Raw genomic sequence first — 16605 nt, 5'->3', positions numbered from 1 at the left:
TAGGGTGCGCGGCATGAGCCGGACCACCCACCGCGTCATCAGGGACAGGACCGTGTGTCGCGCGCACGGGATCGCGGGCGTGCTGGCACGGCCGGCAGCGGGCGCCGAGCGTGCCGTCGTGGTGATCGGCGGGTCCGAGGGCGGGATGCACGAACGGGACGCCGTCGCGCTCGCCGAGGAGGGCTTCGTCGCGCTCGCCCTGGCCTACTTCGGTGCGCCGGGGGTGCCGAACACGCTCGTCGACGTGCCGCTCGAGTACTTCACCCGGGCGATCGACCTGCTCGAGGCGCAGGGGTTCGGACCGGGCTCGATCGGGCTGCTCGGCGGCTCCCGCGGCGGCGAGGCAGCGCTCCTGGTGGGCAGCCGCGACGAGCGGGTCGGGTCGGTGGTCAGCGTCGTCGGCAGCGGGGTCGTCACCGCCGGCATCGACTACGACGCGGGTCGGCTGGACCGGATCCTGCGGTCGTCGGGCCCGGCCTGGACCGTGGTCGGCGAGCCGCTGCCGTTCCTGCCGTACGCGGTCACGCCCGAGCTCCAGGAGGCGATCGAGCGCCACGACCCGATCGCGCTGCGCAACGGGTTCGCCCCGCTCCCGACGGACCCCGACGAGCTGGAGCGCGTGAGCATCCCGGTCGAGCGCATCCGCGGCGGCGTCCTGCTGGTGGCCGCCGGCGACGACCAGATGTGGGACTCCCCGGCGTACCACCAGGTCGCCGCCGACCGCCTGGCCGAGCACCCCTATCCCTGGGCGAACGTCGTGCTCGACAGCGCCGGCCACATGATCGCCGGGCCGCCCGGTGGCATCGCGACGAGCCAAGGCCCCGGTCCGGGGGTCACGTTCCGCTACGGCGGCGACCCGGTGCTCACGGCGCACGCCCGGCGGGAGACGTGGGCGCGGACCATGGGCTTCCTGCGCTACACGCTGCCGCGCGACGACGTGGTGTGAGTCAGGCCCGGGTCGCCCAGAACGCGACCGCAGCGGCCGCCGCGACGTTGAGCGAGTCCACGCCGCCGGCCATCGGGATCCGCACCACCAGGTCGGACTGCGCCACCGTCACCGGCTTGAGCCCGTGCCCCTCGGCCCCGAGCACCAGGGCGAGCCGCTCGGGCGGGTCGGCGACCAGCTCGTCGAGCGTGATCGAGTCGTCGGACAGGGCCAGCGCCGCGGTGACGAACCCGGCGTCGCGCAGCGCGGAGATGCCCTCGGGCCAGGGGTCGATCCGCGTCCAGGGCACCTGGAACACCGTGCCCATCGAGACGCGGACGGACCGGCGGTAGAGCGGGTCGGCGCACCGCGGCGTCACGAGCACGGCGTCCACGCCCAGCGCTGCCGCGGAGCGGAAGGCGGCGCCGACGTTGGTGTGGTCGACGATGTCCTCCAGCACGGCCACCCGCCGCGCTCCCGCAAGAAGGGTCGACACCGGCTCGAGCGGCGGCCGGTGCATCGCGGCGAGCGCTCCGCGGTGGACGTGGAACCCGGTGATCGCCTCGAGCACGGGCTCCTCGGCGACGTAGACGGGGACCTCGGTGTCGTCGGCCGGCAGGGTCGCCAGCAGCCGCTCCAGGTCCGGCAGCCAGYGCGGCGACAGCAGGACGGACCGCGGTCGGTGCCCGGCGGCGAGCGCGCGGCCGAGGACCGTGGAGCTCTCGGCGATGTAGAGGCCCTTGGCGGGCTCCTGCCGCGAGCGCAGCGCGACGTCGGTCAGCGAGACGTAGTCGGCGAGGCGCTCGTCGGCGGGGTCGGTGACGGGCTGGACGGAGGCGACGGGCACCCGCTCATCCTTCCAGCCGGACGACGACCTCCCCGTCGTCGAGATCGAAGGGCTGACCGTCGACGGTGTACACCCCGCGGAACCCGCTCACGGGCACACGCCCGGCGGAGTTCGTCCGCAGCGTCGTCGGCGCCAGCCACCACTCGTCCTTCACCAGGCGCCGCAGCGCGTCGTACGCGGGCTTGGGCGTGCCGTCCGCGCGCACGAGCCCGCCGGGCGCGCCCAGCCACGCGCCCTCGTCGGTGATCCCCCAGTACGTCGCCGCCTGCACCGCGGGGTGCCCGATCAGCGTCCGGTAGTGCCGCTCGACCTCGTCGGCCTGGCGCGCCTCACCCTCGGGCGTCGAGGGCCACGACGCGACCTGGTGGTCGTTGAGGTCCTCGATGTGCGCCGGCATGAGCTCGCCGGACAGCAGCGTGGTCTCGGTCAGGTGCAGCGGCAGGCCGAAGCGCGCGAACCTGTCGAGGGTCGCCAGCATCTTCTCCTCACCCCAGTACCCCTGGTGCATGTGGCTCTGCAGGCCGAGGGCGTCGACCTGGATCCCTGCCTCGAGCACGCCCTCGATGAGGCACTCGTACGCGGTCGACATGTCGAAGTCGTTCAGCAGCAGGGTCGCCGACGGGTTGGTCTGGCGGGCCGCGTCGAACGCCAGGCGGATCGTCGGGATGCGGCCGCGGTCCCACGCCAGCCGCGTCAGCCCGTTGGGCTCCTTGTCGAACACCGGCATGATCACGACCTCGTTGATCACGTCCCAGGTGTCGATCACCCCGGCGAAGTCCGCGACCTCACGACGGATCCGCGCGTCCTGGACGTCGGCGATCTCGTCGGTGCTCAGGTCGAGCAGCCACGGCGCGCATACGGTGTGCCACGCCAGCGGGTGTCCCTTGACGACCACGCCGCGGTCGGCGAACCAGCGCGCGGCGGTCAGCATCCGGGTGGTGTCCGGGTGGCCGCGCACCGGCTCGAAGCCGCCCCAGTAGAACGGCAGGGTCGCGGCGTTGAACACGTCGAGCCAGAGGTCCGCGAGCGCGGCGGCCGACGCGACCGACGCACCGCCGAACGCGGGCGGCGCGGCCGCTTCGCCCTCCCCGTTCGCGAGCGCGACGAAGTCGAAGCCGATGTTGCCGAAGAGGAACGCGTGCCGCTCCTGGGCGACAACGACGTCGGTGTCGGCGAGCGGGCGGCCGTCGGGGCCGAGGACGGTGACGACGGCGTCAGCGCGCCGGTGCTGGAAGGACATGGCGTAAGCCTGTCATGACCGAAATCGTTATCGATCCGCCGCGACATCCGGGACGGGCTCCACCACGGGCACAGGTTCGCCGCGGACCGCTCGTCCGCCCACCACAGCGCCGACCGCGCCCACCACTGCGACGACGGGCACCACAAGGAACGCCTGGTGCGTCCCGACGACGTCGGACAACGCCCCCAGGGCGAACGGCCCCACCCCGATCGCCAGACCCCCGACGAGCGTCGCGCGCGCCTGGGTCGCGTCGGCTCGCCCGGGGGCCGTCGCCAGCAGGAGCGCGATCGACAACGGGTAGGTGGCGCCGTACCCGAACCCCGCCACCACCAGCCCGGCCATCGCCACCCACGGCGTGGTCGCGGTCCAGAGGATCGCCCACCCGCCGATCGCCACGACGAACGCGACAGCGAGCAGCATGGCGGGCGGCACCCGGAGCGAGAGGGGCCCGACGACGAACCGGATCGCGGACATTCCCGCCACCAGCCCTGCGGTCGTCGCCACAGCGATGCCCGCACCAGCACCGGTCTGTTCGATCACCAGGCCCGTCGCCCAGTACGTCGTGGCGAACTCCATCAGGATCGCGGCCACCAGCGTCACCAGGAAGCACCAGGCGGGAACCCTGCTCCCGGTCCTGACCCCGGGCTGCGGAGCGACCGCCGTGTCGGGGGCGTGTGGTGGTGTCATCGCCCCGCCCACCGGGATCCGCGACACGACGACGGCCGTGGCGAGCGCCAGCACGGCCGTCACGGCCACGGCCGGGCGCCACCCCCAGCCGACGGCCACACAGGCGCCGACGGCGAGCGGGCCGAGCAGCCCGACCGAGGACCCGACCCCGTTGCCCTCGGTCAGGGCCGCGGACGCCTTGCTGCCGTGCTGCAGCGCCAGCCCTGCCTGCGTCGAGCTGATGGCGACGTTGCCGCCCAGCGACACGACGACCATCGCGCTGAGGCTCCAGACCAGACCCGGGGCCGCCACGATGCCGCACGCACCGACGGCCACCAGCACGGACGCGACGACGATCGCACCCCGCCGACCCCGCGCACGCACGAGCCGTGGTGTGGCGAGCGACGCCGCGATCGCTCCGACGGCCATCGCGGTCCCGTGCAGCCCGGCCTGGGCGGCGGAGATGCCCAGCTCGTCGGCCAGCAGCGGCACGCTCGGGTTGAAGCTGTAGAGCAACCAACCCCACACCACGAAGGGGCCGTAGAACGCGATCGTCATGCGGTCGCGCGGGAACCCCTGGGATGACATGCGCCCGAGCGTACGTGCCTGCTCAGGGCGTTCTCCGGGACGTCAGTCCACCGGCGCCACCGCGGCGGCGAACTGGCTCGCGTACAACCGGGCATATGCGCCACCGGCGGCGAGGAGCTCGTCGTGCGACCCCTGCTCGACGATCGCGCCGTCCTCCATGACGAGGATGGTGTCGGCGTCGCGGATCGTGGACAGGCGGTGCGCGATGACGAATGACGTCCGCCCGTGCCGCAGCGCGTTCATCGCCTGCTGGACCAGCACCTCCGTGCGGGTGTCCACCGAGGAGGTCGCCTCGTCGAGGATGAGGATCGCCGGGTCGGCCAGGAACGCGCGCGCGATGGTGAGCAGCTGCTTCTCGCCCGCCGAGACGTTCGAGCCCTCGTCGTCCACCGTCGTGTCGTAGCCGTCGGGCAGCGTGCGCACGAACTTGTCCACGTGCGTCGCCTCCGCCGCGGCGACGATCTCCTCCTGGGTCGCACCGTCGGCGCCGTACGCGATGTTCTCCGCCAGCGTGCCGCCGAAGAGCCAGGTGTCCTGCAGGACCATGCCCATCTGCGAGCGCAGGGCGTCGCGGGTCAGCTCTCGGGTGTCGACGCCGTCGAGGGTGATCCGGCCGCCGTCCACCTCGTAGAACCGCATGAGCAGGTTGACCAGCGTCGTCTTCCCGGCGCCCGTGGGTCCGACGATCGCGATGGTCTCCCCCGGCTCCGCCACGAGCGACAGGTCATGGATCAACGGCTTGTCCGGCGAGTAGCTGAACGCGACGTGCTCGAACGCGACCCGCCCCCGGGTGGGCTGGACCGGCGGGGTCGGGTCCGTCGGGTCGGGCGACTGCTCCGGGGCGTCCAGCAGCTCGAACACCCGCTCCACCGAGGCCACGCCGGACTGCAGCAGGTTGGCCATCGACGCGATCTGCGTGATCGGCTGCGTGAACTGCCGGCTGTACTGGATGAACGCCTGCACGTCACCGAGGGTCATGGTCCCGGACGCCACCCGCAGCCCGCCGACGACGGCGACGATCACGTAGTTGAGGTTGGCGACGAAGCCGAGCGCGGGCTGGATGATCCCGGAGATGAACTGCGCCCGGAAGCTCGAGTCGTAGAGCTTCTCGTTGCGCTCGGCGAACACCTCGGCCGCCTCGGCCTGCCGACCGAACACGGTCACGAGGGCGTGCCCGGTGTACATCTCCTCGATGTGCGCGTTGAGCTTGCCGGTCCACGCCCACTGCTCCATGAACTGCGGCCTCGACCGCTTGGCGATGGCCCCGGCGATCATCACCGAGAGCGGCACGGTGACCAGCGCGATCACGGCCAGCAGCGGCGAGATGAGGAACATCATCACCAGCACGCCGACCACCGTGAGCACCGACGTGATGAGCTGCGAGAGCGTCTGCTGCAGGGTCTGCGCGACGTTGTCGATGTCGTTGGTCACCCGGCTCAGCAGCTCACCGCGCGGCTGGCCGTCGATGTACCGCAGCGGCAGTCGCGACAGCTTGGCCTCCACCCGCTGACGCAGCCCGTACACGACGCGCTGCACGACGACCGCGGTCAACCGCCCCTGCAGCCAGCCGAACAGGAACGAGCCCACGTAGATCAGCAGCACGATCATCAGCAGCTGCCAGAGCCGGTCGAAGTCGATCCCGACCCCGGGCACGGCCCCGCTGCCGGCGACGACGTCCGCGAACGTGTCCTGCCCGCTCGCGCGCAGCGCCGAGACCGCCTGGTCGGTGGTGGTGCCGGCCGGGAACGCGGAGCCCAGCTGGGTGCCGATGACCCCGTCGAAGATGATGTTGGTGGCGTTGCCGAGCAGCTTGGGCCCGATGACCGCCAGGAACACCGAGGCGATCGCGAGCGCGACGATGAGGGCCATGGGTGCGCGCTCGCCGCGCATCTCGCGCAGGAACCGCGACGCGGACTCGCGGAAGTTCATCGACTTCTCGCCGGGCATGCCGAGGTTCATCATCGGGCCGCCGCCACGAGGGCCGCGCCCGGGCGGGGGAAGCCGCTGCGGCGTGGCTTCGCGCTCCTCGGTGCTCATGCCGCCTCCTCCACGCTGACCTGCGAGTACACGATCTCCCGGTAGGTCTCCGACGACTCCAGCAGCTCGGCGTGCGTGCCGACGCCGACCACCAGGCCGTCCTCCATGACCACGATGCTGTCCGCGTTCCGGATGGTCGCCACGCGCTGCGCGATCACCAGCACCGTGGCCTCCCGGGTCTCGGGCACCAGCGCCGCCCGCAACCGCGCGTCCGTCGCATAGTCGAGCGCCGAGAACGAGTCGTCGAACAGGTAGATGTTCGGCCGCCGTACCAGCGCCCTCGCGATCGCCAGGCGTTGACGCTGACCGCCCGAGACGTTGGTGCCGCCCTGCGAGATCGGCGCGTCGAGCCCACCCTCGAGCGCCTCGACGAAGTCGCGCGCCTGCGCGACCTCGAGCGCGTGCCACAGCTCGTCGTCGGACGCACCGGGCTTGCCGTACTCGAGGTTCGAGCGGACGGTGCCGACGAAGAGGAACGGCTTCTGGGGGACCAGGCCGATCTGGGTCCACAGCTGGTCGGGGTCCAGCGCGCGCACGTCGACGCCGTCGATGAGCACCTCGCCGCCGGTCACGTCGAACAGCCGCGGGATGAGGTTGAGCAGGGTCGTCTTCCCGGCGCCGGTGGAGCCGATGATGGCCGTGGTCTTCCCCGGCTCCGCCACCAGGTCCACGCCGTGCAGCACGGCGCGCTCGGCGCCCGGGTAGCGGAACTCGACGCCGTGCAGCTCCAGGAGGCCGGGCCGCGACTCGGGGCCGGTGCGCAGCGTCGCCGGCTGCGAGGGCGGGACCACGGAGGTGCGGGTGTCCAGCACCTCGCCGATGCGCTCGGAGGACACGACGGCCCGCGGGACCATCACGAACATCATCGTCGACATCATCACGGCCATGAGGATGTACGCGATGTACGACAGGAACGCGGTCAGCTGCCCGATCATCAGGTGCCCGGCGTCGATGCGCTGCGCCCCGAACCAGAGGACGGCGACCGTCGTGGCGTTGAGCACCAGCATGACCGCCGGGAACATCAGCGCCATGAGCTTGCCCACCCGCAGCGAGGTGTCGTAGAGGTCGGTGTTCGCCCCGTCGAACCGCGCGGACTCCCGGCGCTCGCGCACGAACGCGCGCACCACGCGGACGCCCGCGATCTGCTCGCGCAGCACCCGGTTGATGGCGTCGATCCGCTTCTGCATCGACCGGAAGTACGGGATCATCCGCGTGACGATCAATGCCACGACGATGCCGAGCGCGGGCACCGAGACCAGGAGCACCGCGGACAGGCCGACGTCCTCGCGCATGGCCATGATCACGCCGCCGACCAGCATGATCGGCGCCATGATCATCAGGGTGAACGTCAGCAGCACCACCATCTGCACCTGCTGCACGTCGTTCGTCGTGCGGGTGATGAGCGTCGGGGCACCGAACTTGGCGACCTCCTGCGCCGAGAACGTCTGCACGTGCCCGAACAGCCGCTTGCGGACGTCGCGGCCGAACGCCATGGCGGTGCGGGAGCCGAAGTACACGGCGATCACCGCCGCGATCACCTGCACCAGGCTCACCGCGAGCATCACGCCACCGAGCCGCATGATCTCCGCGGTGTCGCCCTGCGCCACGCCGTCGTCGATGATCCGCGCGTTGAGGCTGGGCAGGTAGAGCGTCGCGATGGTCTGCACCAGCTGGAGCACGACCACGGCGACGACCGCGCTCCGGTAGGGCCGCAGGTGCTCCTTGAGCAGGGTGATCAGCATCGCGGGCTCCCTTCGGCCAGGACGCCGTGCAGGACCAGGTCAGCCAGCCGCTCCGGGCTCGGGGGTGGGACCTCGAGCCCGCGCCGCAGCGCGTCCACGGTCCGCATCGACGAGCCCATCAGCACCGTGGTGAGCAGCTCGATCACGTCGTCGACGGGCAGCCGGAACAGCTCGGCGTCGGGCTCCAGCAGCCACGCGAGCGTCGCGTTGACGGCCGCGGTCCCGGCCTCCTGCCGCCGACCCCACATCCGCATCGCCGCCTCGCGGTGCTCGCCCGGGGACCGTCCGGGCTCGAGCCGGCTGATCTCGTGCAGCAGGGCCATCCACCGCATGGAGTCGCCGACCCGCGCCAGTCCCTGGGCCAGGATCGCGACCAGGCGGTCACGCAGCGGAAGCGCGCGGTCGATCGCCGCGAGCTCGGGGACCGACACCGCCGGGTCGACCGCGGCGAGGACTGCCTCGCGGACCAGCGTCACCTTGTCGGTGAACACCCGGAACAGGGTGCCCTCCGCCACGCCGGCGGCCTCGGCCAGCTCGCGGGAGGTGACGGCCGCGCCGCGCTGCAGCAGCAGGGGTCGCACGGCGATCAGGATGGCGGCCCGGCGCTCGTCGGGTGGCAACGGCGTCGCGCGTCCGGTCGGCGGCTGAAGAGTGGTGTCCACCACGCGACCGTAAGTGAGTGAGCACTCACTCCGGAACTCTGTTCGCTGTGGGCGAACATGTGGCAGGGCCGGACCCTTGTCGGGTCCGGCCCTGTGCGTCAGGTGGTCGGCGCGTCCTCCGGCGGCGGCTCCGGCGACCGCGGGGGCACCGCTCCCCCACCAGGACGCTGCCCGAGCTCGACCGACGGGTCGAACGGCAGACCGCTCAGCGTTCCGGAGCTCGTCGCGTCCGCGGTGGCCGCGGCCGACTCGCGTCGCGCCTCGGCGAGGGCCTCGGCCGGGTCCGCCAGCGTGGTCGGCGGCAGGTCGTCGCCCAGGGGCGAGGTGCCGGCCGGGCGGCCCGAGTCGGAGACTCCCCCGTCGCTCCCGGTGAACGCGCCGCCGAACCCCTTCGCGAACGTGCCGAGCGCGCTGGTCAGCTCGGACGGCAGGAACCACATCTTGTTCGACGGGGTCGCCGCGATCTTCGGCAGCACCTGCAGGTACTGGTACGCCAGCAGCTTGGGGTCGGCGTCGCCGCGGTGCACGGCGTCGAACACCTGCAGGATCGCCCGGGCCTCGCCCTCGGCCGTGAGGATCGCCGCCTGGGCGCCACCCTCGGCCCGCAGGATCGCGGCCTGCTTCTCGCCCTCGGCCGTGAGGATCTGCGACTGCTTGAACCCCTCGGCGGTCAGGATCGCCGCACGACGGTCACGCTCGGCGCGCATCTGCTGCTCCATCGAACCCTTGATGGAGTCCGGCGGGTCGATCGACTTGAGCTCGACGCGGTTGACGCGCACGCCCCACCGCCCGGTCGCCTCGTCGAGCACGCCACGCAGCTGGCCGTTGATCTGGTCGCGGCTGGTCAGCGTCTGCTCGAGGTCCATGGACCCGACGACGTTACGGAGCGTCGTGACCGTGAGCTGCTCGATGCCCTGGATGTAGTTGGCGATCTCGTACACCGCCGACTTGGGCTCGGTCACCTGGAAGTAGATGACCGTGTCGATGCTCACCACGAGGTTGTCCGAGGTGATCACCGGCTGCGGAGGGAACGACACCACCTGCTCGCGCAGGTCCACGCCGGCGCGCACCCGGTCGACGAACGGGATCAGCAGGTGCAGGCCGGCGTCCAGCGTGCGGGAGTAGCGCCCGAGCCGCTCGACGATGATCGCGACGGCCTGCGGGACGATCTTGACCGCCCGCACCAGCGCGATGACGACGAACAGCAGGACCAGCCCCAGCACGATGTACAGGGCGATCTGCCCACTGCCCAAGCCGTCCATGAATCCTCCAGAAGGGGTCACTCGCGGGCGAGCTGCCCGCGGTCGTTCAGGGGGTCAGGCGCCGACGACGGGGACGACGACTGCCGTCGCTCCGTCGATGCGGGACACCCGCACCTCGGTGCCGGGCGGGAGGGCCTCGGCGGCATCCGCCCGGGCGCTCCACACCTCACCGTTGAGCTTCACGCGGCCACCCTCGACGGTGACGGTCGAGACGACCACCGCGTCGCGGCCGACCAGGGCCGCGGCGTTGGTCTCCACCAGCGGCATCCGGGCCTTCAGGTGACGCAGGAGCCACGGACGGAGCGTGGCGAGCAGGATGACCGAGGTCAGCGCGGCGACGACGAACTGCACCGGCACCGGGGCTCCGAGCCAGTAGGCGATCGCCCCGGCGATGGCCCCGCCGGCGAACATCGCGAGCACCAGGTCGAGCGAGAGCATCTCGAGGATGCCCAGCGCCAGTGCCGCTCCGATCCACCACAGCCAACCCATCGGTGCCCACTCCCTCGGTCAGGCAGGTCCCGGCGACGGAGCCTGCTGTCCAACCGATACTAGACGGGTTCTTTGCGAACCTGTGGGGAAATGCTCAGCCCTGAGAGGAAGCGGCGCGCGCCGACCAGCGACCGTCGGTCTTGTCGACGACGAGCGGGAGGTCGAACGCGCCCGACAGCGTCTCCGGCGTGAGCACCTGGTCGATCGGTCCGGCCGCGAAGGCCTTGCCCTGGCGCAGCAGCAGGAGGTGCGTGAACCCGGGCGGGATCTCCTCGACGTGGTGCGTGACCAGCACCAGGACGGGCGAGCGGTGGTCGCCGGCCAGCTCGGCGAGCGCGGCGACGAGCTCCTCGCGGCCCCCGAGGTCGAGCCCGGCGGCAGGTTCGTCCAACAGCAGCAGCTCGGGGTCGGTCATCAGCGAGCGGGCGATCTGCACACGCTTGCGCTCGCCCTCGGAGAGGGTGCCGAACGTGCGGTCGGACAGGTGCGCCACACCGAAGGCGGCCAGCAGGTCCGTGGCACGCGAGTCGTCGAGCGCCTCGTACTCCTCGCGCCAGCGGCCGGTCACCCCGTAGGCCGCGGTGAGCACCACGTCGCGCACGCTCTCCCCCGCGGGGATGCGGTCCGCGAGCGACGCGCTCGACAGGCCGATGCGCGGTCGCAGCTCGAAGACGTCGACTCGCCCCAGCCGCGAGCCGAGCAGGTCGGCGGTCCCGCTGGTCGGGTGCATCCGGCCCGAGGCGACCTGCAGGAGGGTCGTCTTGCCCGCACCGTTGCGGCCGAGCACCACCCACCGCTCACCCTCGCGGACCGTCCATGTCACCTCGTCGAGGATCGTCGTCGTTCCCCGGCGGATCGTCACGGCCTGCAGGTCGAGCACGTCGGTCATGGGCACGACCCTAACCGTCGAGCCGCACGTCGGCGGCCTGCGACGGGCCGCTCGTCGGTGCGCTGGGTCACGTCTACCGTTGTCCCGTGGACCTGACCCTGGAGCTCCCCCGCTCCGTCCTCCTCGCGCTCTGGCTGGCGGACGAGAGCACCGACCGCGCGGTGCTCGTCGACGCCGTGCAGTCCGACGACGAGCCGCACACGGTCCAGCGCCGGCCCTCGCACGACGAACCGCTCCGCGACGACCTGACCGACGAACCGCTGAGCGCGCTCCTCGACGCGTGCGCCGGCTCGCCCCGGGACGTCGCCGCGGTGCTGCCCGTCCCGGGTGACCCGGGTGCCACCCCGGCATCGGTGAGCTCGGCGGCCACCGAGGCCGGCGAGGCGGTGCTGGTCCGCACCCCTCAGGAGTGCCTCGTCGCGGTCCCCGTGGTGCAGCGCTTCGGGTCCGCGCTCGAACCCGGGCACCTGGTCACCTGGGAGCTCTCCGACGTCGCGGACTGGCGCCACGCCGTGCACGCCCAGACCGGGTCGCTGCAGGACGCCGAGCGGGAGCTGCGCCAGGGCCTGCTCCAGGCGACCGAGGCCCTGGTCCGCCTCGACGTCGCGCAGTGGCGTCCCGACGCCGCCGAGACCGTGGCGGCGCTGCGCGAGCTCGAGCTGCCCGCGTGGCGGCTGCCGGACAGCCTCGACGGCCGACGCGTCCGGGTGCTCGCCAGCGCGGCGCGGCTCCGCGCGATCGTGGCGCTGGCTACGCAGGACGACGGTGCCTCGGTGAACCTGTGGCAGGCCGATCAGCGGTCGACGGCGCTGCGCGAGGTGGACCGGATGGCCCGCCGCGCGATGGCCGCGGCGGCGTCCCAGGTGACGGCCTGACCCCTCAGCCCAGGGCCGACCGGTACACCTCGAGCGTGCGCTCGGCGATCGCCTCCCACGTGAAGTGGTCCTCGACCCGTCGGCGCGATGCGAGACCCCACTCGGCGGTCCGGGCCTCGTTGCCGACGACGTCCGTCAGGGCCTCGGCCAGGTCGTGCACGAACCGCTCGGGGTCGACCGGGGTGCCGGTGCCGTCCTGCAGCTGGTCGATGGGGACGAGCCGGCCGGTGACCCCGTCGTCGATCACCTCGGGGATGCCGCCGGTGGCCGTCCCGACCACGGGCAGCCCGACCGCCATGGCCTCGAGGTTGACGATGCCCAGCGGCTCGTACACCGACGGGCAGGCGAACACCGTGCCGTGCATGAGGACGGCGATCAGCTCGTCGCGCGGGAGCATCTGCTCGATCCAGACCACACCCGACCGCTTGGTGCGCAGCTGCTCGACCAGCCCGGTGACCTCCGCCATGATCTGCGGCGTGTCCGGCGCTCCTGCACAGAGCACCACCTGGACCTCGGGCGGCAGGAGCTCGACGGCCCGCAGGAAGTACGGCAGGCCCTTCTGCCGGGTGATCCGGCCGACGAAGACGACGCTCGGCCGTGTGGTGTCGATGCCCAGCGCCCGGACCGTCGCCGCCGCCTTCGCCAGCGCCTCGTCGCTCGTCGGCCGCTGCCACTGGTCGAGGTCGATGCCGTTGTGCACCACCTTGACCCGGGCAGGGTCCACGCTCGGATAGGCCCGCAGGATGTCCTCGCGCATGCCGCCGCTCACCGCGATGACGGCCGCGGCACCCTCGTACGCGGTCTTCTCGGCCCAGCTGGACAGGGCGTAGCCACCGCCCAGCTGCTCGGCCTTCCAGGGGCGCAGCGGCTCGAGGCTGTGCGCGGAGACCACGTGCGGCAGGCCGTGCAGCAGCCCGGCGAGGTGGCCGCCGAGGTTGGCGTACCAGGTGTGCGAGTGCACCAGGTCGGACGCGACGCCGTCGGCGCCGACCGCGCCCACGGCGTCGGCCATCTCGAGGTCGATCCCGAAGGTCTGCAGGGCGGCGTTCGCGCCCGCGAGCTCGGTGGGGACGGAGTAGCCCGTCACGCCCGGGGCGTCGCGCGGGCCGTCGAAGCAGTGGACCCGGACGTCGATGGTGCGCTCGAGGACGCGGGTCAGACCCGCGACGTGGACGCCCGCTCCGCCGTACACGTGCGGCGGGTACTCCCGGGTCAGCAGGTCGACACGCACAGCAACCATCCCCTCGCCACCGGCACCGACGACCGGTTCTCCCGCCGACACGCTAGCGCGTGAGCGAGGTCACGCCTCGCTGGGACCGCGTCCTGGGCCTAGGGTCGTGCCATGGCAGCGCCGCGCGTCCTCGCTATCGTCCTCGCAGGTGGGGAGGGCAAACGTCTGATGCCCCTCACCGCCCACCGCGCCAAGCCGGCGGTGCCCTTCGGGGGGTTGTACCGGCTCGTCGACTTCGCCCTGTCGAACGTCATCAACTCTCGGTACCTGCACGTCATCGTGCTGACCCAGTACAAGTCCCACAGCCTCGACCGGCACGTGTCCAAGACCTGGCGCATGTCCGCGCTGCTGGGCAACTACGTGGCGGCGGTCCCGGCGCAGCAGCGCGTCGGCAAGCACTGGTACCTCGGCAGCGCCGACGCCATCTACCAGTGCCTCAACATCATCGAGGACGAGCGCCCGGACATCGTGGTCGTCGTCGGAGCCGACCACGTGTACCGCATGGACTTCTCCCAGATGGTGGACGCCCACATCGCCTCGGGCGCCGAGTTCACCGTCGCCGCGATCCGTCAGCCGATCGAGGAGGCCGACCAGTTCGGCGTCATCGAGGTGGACCCGACGGACGCGACGCGCATCAAGGCGTTCCTCGAGAAGCCGACCGACCCCGTGGGCCTGGCGGACTCCCCCGGCGAGATCCTCGCGTCGATGGGCAACTACGTGGCCAACGCGGACGCCCTCGTCGCGGCCGTGACGGCCGATGCCGAGAACGTGAACTCGCGACACGACATGGGCGGCGACATCGCCCCGTACTTCGTCGAGCGAGGCACGGCCGGCGTCTACGACTTCCTGCGCAACGACGTCCCCGGTTCCACCCCGCGCGACCGGGACTACTGGCGCGACGTGGGAACGATCGACGCGTTCTACGAGGCGAACATCGACCTCATCTCGATCGAGCCGGTGTTCAACCTCTACAACGACGAGTGGCCCCTCTACAGCGGGTACATGAGCATGGCGCCCGCCAAGTTCGTCCACGCCGGAGCGGGCAGGCTCGGCCACGCCGTCGACTCGGTCGTGTCACCGGGCGTGCTGATCTCGGGCGCGACGGTGTCCGGGTCCGTGCTCTCCCCGGGGGTGCGGCTGCACTCGTGGGCGCAGGTCACGGACTCGGTACTCATGGACGACGTGCACGTGAACCGGTACGCGCAGGTGCACCGCGCAATCATCGACAAGAACGTCGTGGTGCCGGAGCGCGTCCGCATCGGGCTCGACCACGACCACGACCGCGCGCGCGGCTTCACCGTCACGGAGTCCGGGATCACGGTCGTCCCCAAGGGCTCGGTCATCACGGACTGAGCAGGGGGCGCACCCGTGGGCCCGCGCCGCTACCCTGCCGTCCCGTGAGCCCGCAGCCGCCCCGCCTCGTCGTGATGGACGTCGACTCGACGTTCATCACCGGCGAGGTCGTCGAGATGCTCGCCGCCCGAGCGGGCTCCGAGGAGCTCGTCACCGAGATCACCGAGCGGGCCATGCGCGGTGAGATCGACTTCGCCGAGTCCCTGCACGAGCGCGTGGCGACGCTCGCCGGGCTGCCGGACTCCGTGCTGGCCGACGTGCTCGCCGAGGTGGAGCCGTCCCCGGGTGCCGCGGAGCTGGTGGCAGAGATGGGTGCCCGCGGGTGGCCCGTGGGCCTGGTCTCCGGTGGGTTCATCGAGATCGTCGGTCCCCTCGCCGCGTCGTTCGGCATCAGTCTGACCAGGGCGAACGCCCTCGAGGTCGTCGACGGCCGACTCACCGGCCGGGTGAGCGGCCCGGTCGTGGACCGGGCGGCGAAGGCGCGGACCCTGCGCGAGTACGCGGACTCGGTCGGGATCCCGATGGAGCGCACGATCGCCATCGGCGACGGCGCCAACGACATCGACATGGTGGTCGCTGCCGGCTTCGGGATCGCCTACAACGCGAAGCCGCTGCTGTGCGCCGCGGCCGACGCCGTGGTGCGCGACCGGCTGGACTCCGTCCTCGCCCTGCCGGTCTTCGCGTCGTGACCGCGTTCGTGCCGGGTCTCGACCTGGCGCGGATGCTCTACACCGAGGTCTGCCCGGTGCTGGCCGAGCGGGACCTCGCGCACACGGCCGCGCTCGTCGGACCCGGGTCGGACGTGCTGGGCCTCGACGACGCGACCTCGACCGACCACGACTGGGGTCCGCGTCTGCAGGTGCTCCTGTCGGCGGCCGACCACGCCACGCACGCGCGGGACCTGCACGAGGAGCTGCGCCACCGGCTGCCGGGCCAGGTGGGCGGCTGGACGACCCGGGCCGCGGCGCCTGCTCCCGACGGCACACGCGGGCTCGGCCCCGCCACGGCGACCGGGCCCGTCGACCATCGCGTGCAGATCCTCACGCTCGACAGCATGCTGCGGCGGTTGCTCGGCCCCGTCGAGCCCACGACCGTTGCCGACTGGCTCGTCGTCCCGCAGCAGCGGCTCCTCGAGCTCACCGCCGGAGCCGTCTTCCACGACGACCTCGGCCTCGGGGCCGTCCGCTCGCGCCTGGCGTACTACCCGCACGACGTGTGGCTGTACCAGCAGGCGGCGGCGTGGTCCGCGATCGGTCAGGACGAGCACCTGGCCCCACGGGCGGGCATGGCGGGCGACGACCTGGGGTCCCGCCTGGTCACGGCCCGCCTCTGCCGCACCGCCGTGCAGCTGGCCTTCCTCCAGGAGCGTCGGTACGCCCCGTACGACAAGTGGCTCGGGACCGCGCTCGCCCGCATCCCCTCGGCCGCGACGGTGCGCGAGTCGATCGCCTCGACGCTCACCGCGGACCGCTGGGAGGTGCGGCAGGAACGTCTCGGCGACGTGCTCGTCGAGCTGCTCCGCCGGCACAACGCGCTCGGTCTGACGGAGCGCGTCCCCGAGCGGACCGTGCCGTTCCATCGTCGGCCGTTCGCGGTGGCGGACGGCGCGTCGGTCGCCCGGCTCCTCGCCGCAGCGGTGACCGACCCGGAGGTGCGTGCGCTGTGCGGCAGACCGCTCGTGGGCGGGATCGACCTCGTGAGCGCCAGCACCGACCTCACGTCGGACGTCGACAGGACCGACGTCCTGCGCGGCCTGTACTGACCTCGGCCCAGGTCTGGCACGGGCCTTGCCGGCCCGG

General features: G+C 72.2%; 15 protein-coding genes. 5 read left to right on the top strand and 10 right to left on the bottom strand.

Features of this window, described 5'->3' with window-relative positions:
* The first annotated feature begins 13 nt into the window (after positions 1-13).
* Complete coding sequence (locus tag AC1DXT_RS18850) at positions 14-946, top strand: alpha/beta hydrolase (protein WP_477062827.1); 933 nt, start codon at positions 14-16, stop codon at positions 944-946.
* A 1-nt stretch (position 947) separates the two neighbouring features.
* Here AC1DXT_RS18850 and AC1DXT_RS18845 read toward each other — a convergent pair whose 3' ends face one another.
* From AC1DXT_RS18845 to AC1DXT_RS18805, 9 genes are all read right to left on the bottom strand, one after another.
* Entirely contained in the window at positions 948-1772 is an 825-nt protein-coding gene (locus tag AC1DXT_RS18845) for a TrmH family RNA methyltransferase (protein ID WP_477062826.1), read from the bottom strand.
* Between the two features lie 4 nt (positions 1773-1776).
* Positions 1777-3012, bottom strand: coding sequence for an endo-1,4-beta-xylanase (locus tag AC1DXT_RS18840; RefSeq protein WP_477062825.1), 1236 nt, complete (start codon positions 3010-3012; stop codon positions 1777-1779).
* Between the two features lie 27 nt (positions 3013-3039).
* Positions 3040-4266, bottom strand: coding sequence for an MFS transporter (locus AC1DXT_RS18835; RefSeq protein WP_477062824.1), 1227 nt, complete (start codon positions 4264-4266; stop codon positions 3040-3042).
* Between the two features lie 42 nt (positions 4267-4308).
* Positions 4309-6303, bottom strand: coding sequence for an ABC transporter ATP-binding protein (locus AC1DXT_RS18830; RefSeq protein ID WP_477062823.1), 1995 nt, complete (start codon positions 6301-6303; stop codon positions 4309-4311).
* Positions 6300-8045: an ABC transporter ATP-binding protein gene (locus AC1DXT_RS18825; protein WP_477062822.1), complete on the bottom strand. Its 1746-nt coding sequence runs from the start codon at positions 8043-8045 to the stop codon at positions 6300-6302. Before AC1DXT_RS18825 ends, AC1DXT_RS18830 begins: the two co-directional genes overlap by 4 nt.
* Positions 8039-8707 (bottom strand): TetR/AcrR family transcriptional regulator, encoded by a 669-nt coding sequence (locus AC1DXT_RS18820; protein WP_477062821.1) that lies wholly within the window; start codon positions 8705-8707, stop codon positions 8039-8041. Before AC1DXT_RS18820 ends, AC1DXT_RS18825 begins: the two co-directional genes overlap by 7 nt.
* Before the next feature lie 98 nt (positions 8708-8805).
* Complete coding sequence (locus AC1DXT_RS18815; RefSeq protein ID WP_477062820.1) at positions 8806-9969, bottom strand: SPFH domain-containing protein; 1164 nt, start codon at positions 9967-9969, stop codon at positions 8806-8808.
* A gap of 54 nt (positions 9970-10023) precedes the next feature.
* Entirely contained in the window at positions 10024-10458 is a 435-nt protein-coding gene (locus tag AC1DXT_RS18810) for an NfeD family protein (protein ID WP_477062819.1), read from the bottom strand.
* A 94-nt stretch (positions 10459-10552) separates the two neighbouring features.
* On the bottom strand, positions 10553-11347 hold the full coding sequence (locus AC1DXT_RS18805; RefSeq protein ID WP_477062818.1) for an ABC transporter ATP-binding protein: 795 nt from the start codon (positions 11345-11347) through the stop codon (positions 10553-10555).
* An 86-nt stretch (positions 11348-11433) separates the two neighbouring features.
* Between AC1DXT_RS18805 and AC1DXT_RS18800 the strand changes: the two genes are divergently transcribed.
* Entirely contained in the window at positions 11434-12222 is a 789-nt protein-coding gene (locus AC1DXT_RS18800) for a hypothetical protein (RefSeq protein ID WP_477062817.1), read from the top strand.
* Positions 12223-12226: 4 nt separating this feature from the next.
* On the opposite strand, the gene glgA is transcribed toward AC1DXT_RS18800, so the two are convergent.
* A complete protein-coding gene (gene glgA / locus AC1DXT_RS18795; RefSeq protein WP_477062816.1) occupies positions 12227-13453 on the bottom strand; it encodes a glycogen synthase in 1227 nt (408 codons plus the stop codon).
* Positions 13454-13564: 111 nt separating this feature from the next.
* Here glgA and glgC point away from each other — a divergent pair, with 111 nt between their 5' ends.
* From glgC to AC1DXT_RS18780, 3 genes are read left to right on the top strand one after another with little or no spacing between them, the layout of a single operon-like run.
* The gene (gene glgC, locus AC1DXT_RS18790; RefSeq protein ID WP_477062815.1) at positions 13565-14806 is read left to right on the top strand and encodes a glucose-1-phosphate adenylyltransferase; all 1242 of its coding nucleotides are present in this window, start codon (positions 13565-13567) and stop codon (positions 14804-14806) included.
* 44 nt (positions 14807-14850) lie between these two features.
* Complete coding sequence (gene serB / locus AC1DXT_RS18785; RefSeq protein ID WP_477062814.1) at positions 14851-15495, top strand: phosphoserine phosphatase SerB; 645 nt, start codon at positions 14851-14853, stop codon at positions 15493-15495.
* Positions 15492-16568 carry a DUF4037 domain-containing protein gene (locus AC1DXT_RS18780; RefSeq protein WP_477062813.1) on the top strand — a complete coding sequence of 359 codons (1077 nt, stop codon included), beginning with the start codon at positions 15492-15494 and terminating at the stop codon, positions 16566-16568. Before serB ends, AC1DXT_RS18780 begins: the two co-directional genes overlap by 4 nt.
* Positions 16569-16605: the final 37 nt, after the last annotated feature.

It is taken from the genome of Cellulomonas sp. P1_G12_2 (genome assembly GCF_056405535.1).
This window is presented reverse-complemented; position numbering and strand designations above follow the sequence as displayed.

What these genes read in the sequence shown, in the direction of transcription:
- AC1DXT_RS18850 (WP_477062827.1), top strand. Translation starts at nt 14, where the DNA reads ATGAGCCGGACCACCCACCGCGTCATCAGGGACAGGACCGTGTGTCGC.
- AC1DXT_RS18840 (WP_477062825.1), bottom strand. Translation starts at nt 3,012, where the DNA reads ATGTCCTTCCAGCACCGGCGCGCTGACGCCGTCGTCACCGTCCTCGGC.
- AC1DXT_RS18835 (WP_477062824.1), bottom strand. Translation starts at nt 4,266, where the DNA reads ATGTCATCCCAGGGGTTCCCGCGCGACCGCATGACGATCGCGTTCTAC.
- AC1DXT_RS18830 (WP_477062823.1), bottom strand. Translation starts at nt 6,303, where the DNA reads ATGAGCACCGAGGAGCGCGAAGCCACGCCGCAGCGGCTTCCCCCGCCC.
- AC1DXT_RS18825 (WP_477062822.1), bottom strand. Translation starts at nt 8,045, where the DNA reads ATGCTGATCACCCTGCTCAAGGAGCACCTGCGGCCCTACCGGAGCGCG.
- AC1DXT_RS18815 (WP_477062820.1), bottom strand. Translation starts at nt 9,969, where the DNA reads ATGGACGGCTTGGGCAGTGGGCAGATCGCCCTGTACATCGTGCTGGGG.
- AC1DXT_RS18810 (WP_477062819.1), bottom strand. Translation starts at nt 10,458, where the DNA reads ATGGGTTGGCTGTGGTGGATCGGAGCGGCACTGGCGCTGGGCATCCTC.
- AC1DXT_RS18805 (WP_477062818.1), bottom strand. Translation starts at nt 11,347, where the DNA reads ATGACCGACGTGCTCGACCTGCAGGCCGTGACGATCCGCCGGGGAACG.
- glgC (WP_477062815.1), top strand. Translation starts at nt 13,565, where the DNA reads ATGGCAGCGCCGCGCGTCCTCGCTATCGTCCTCGCAGGTGGGGAGGGC.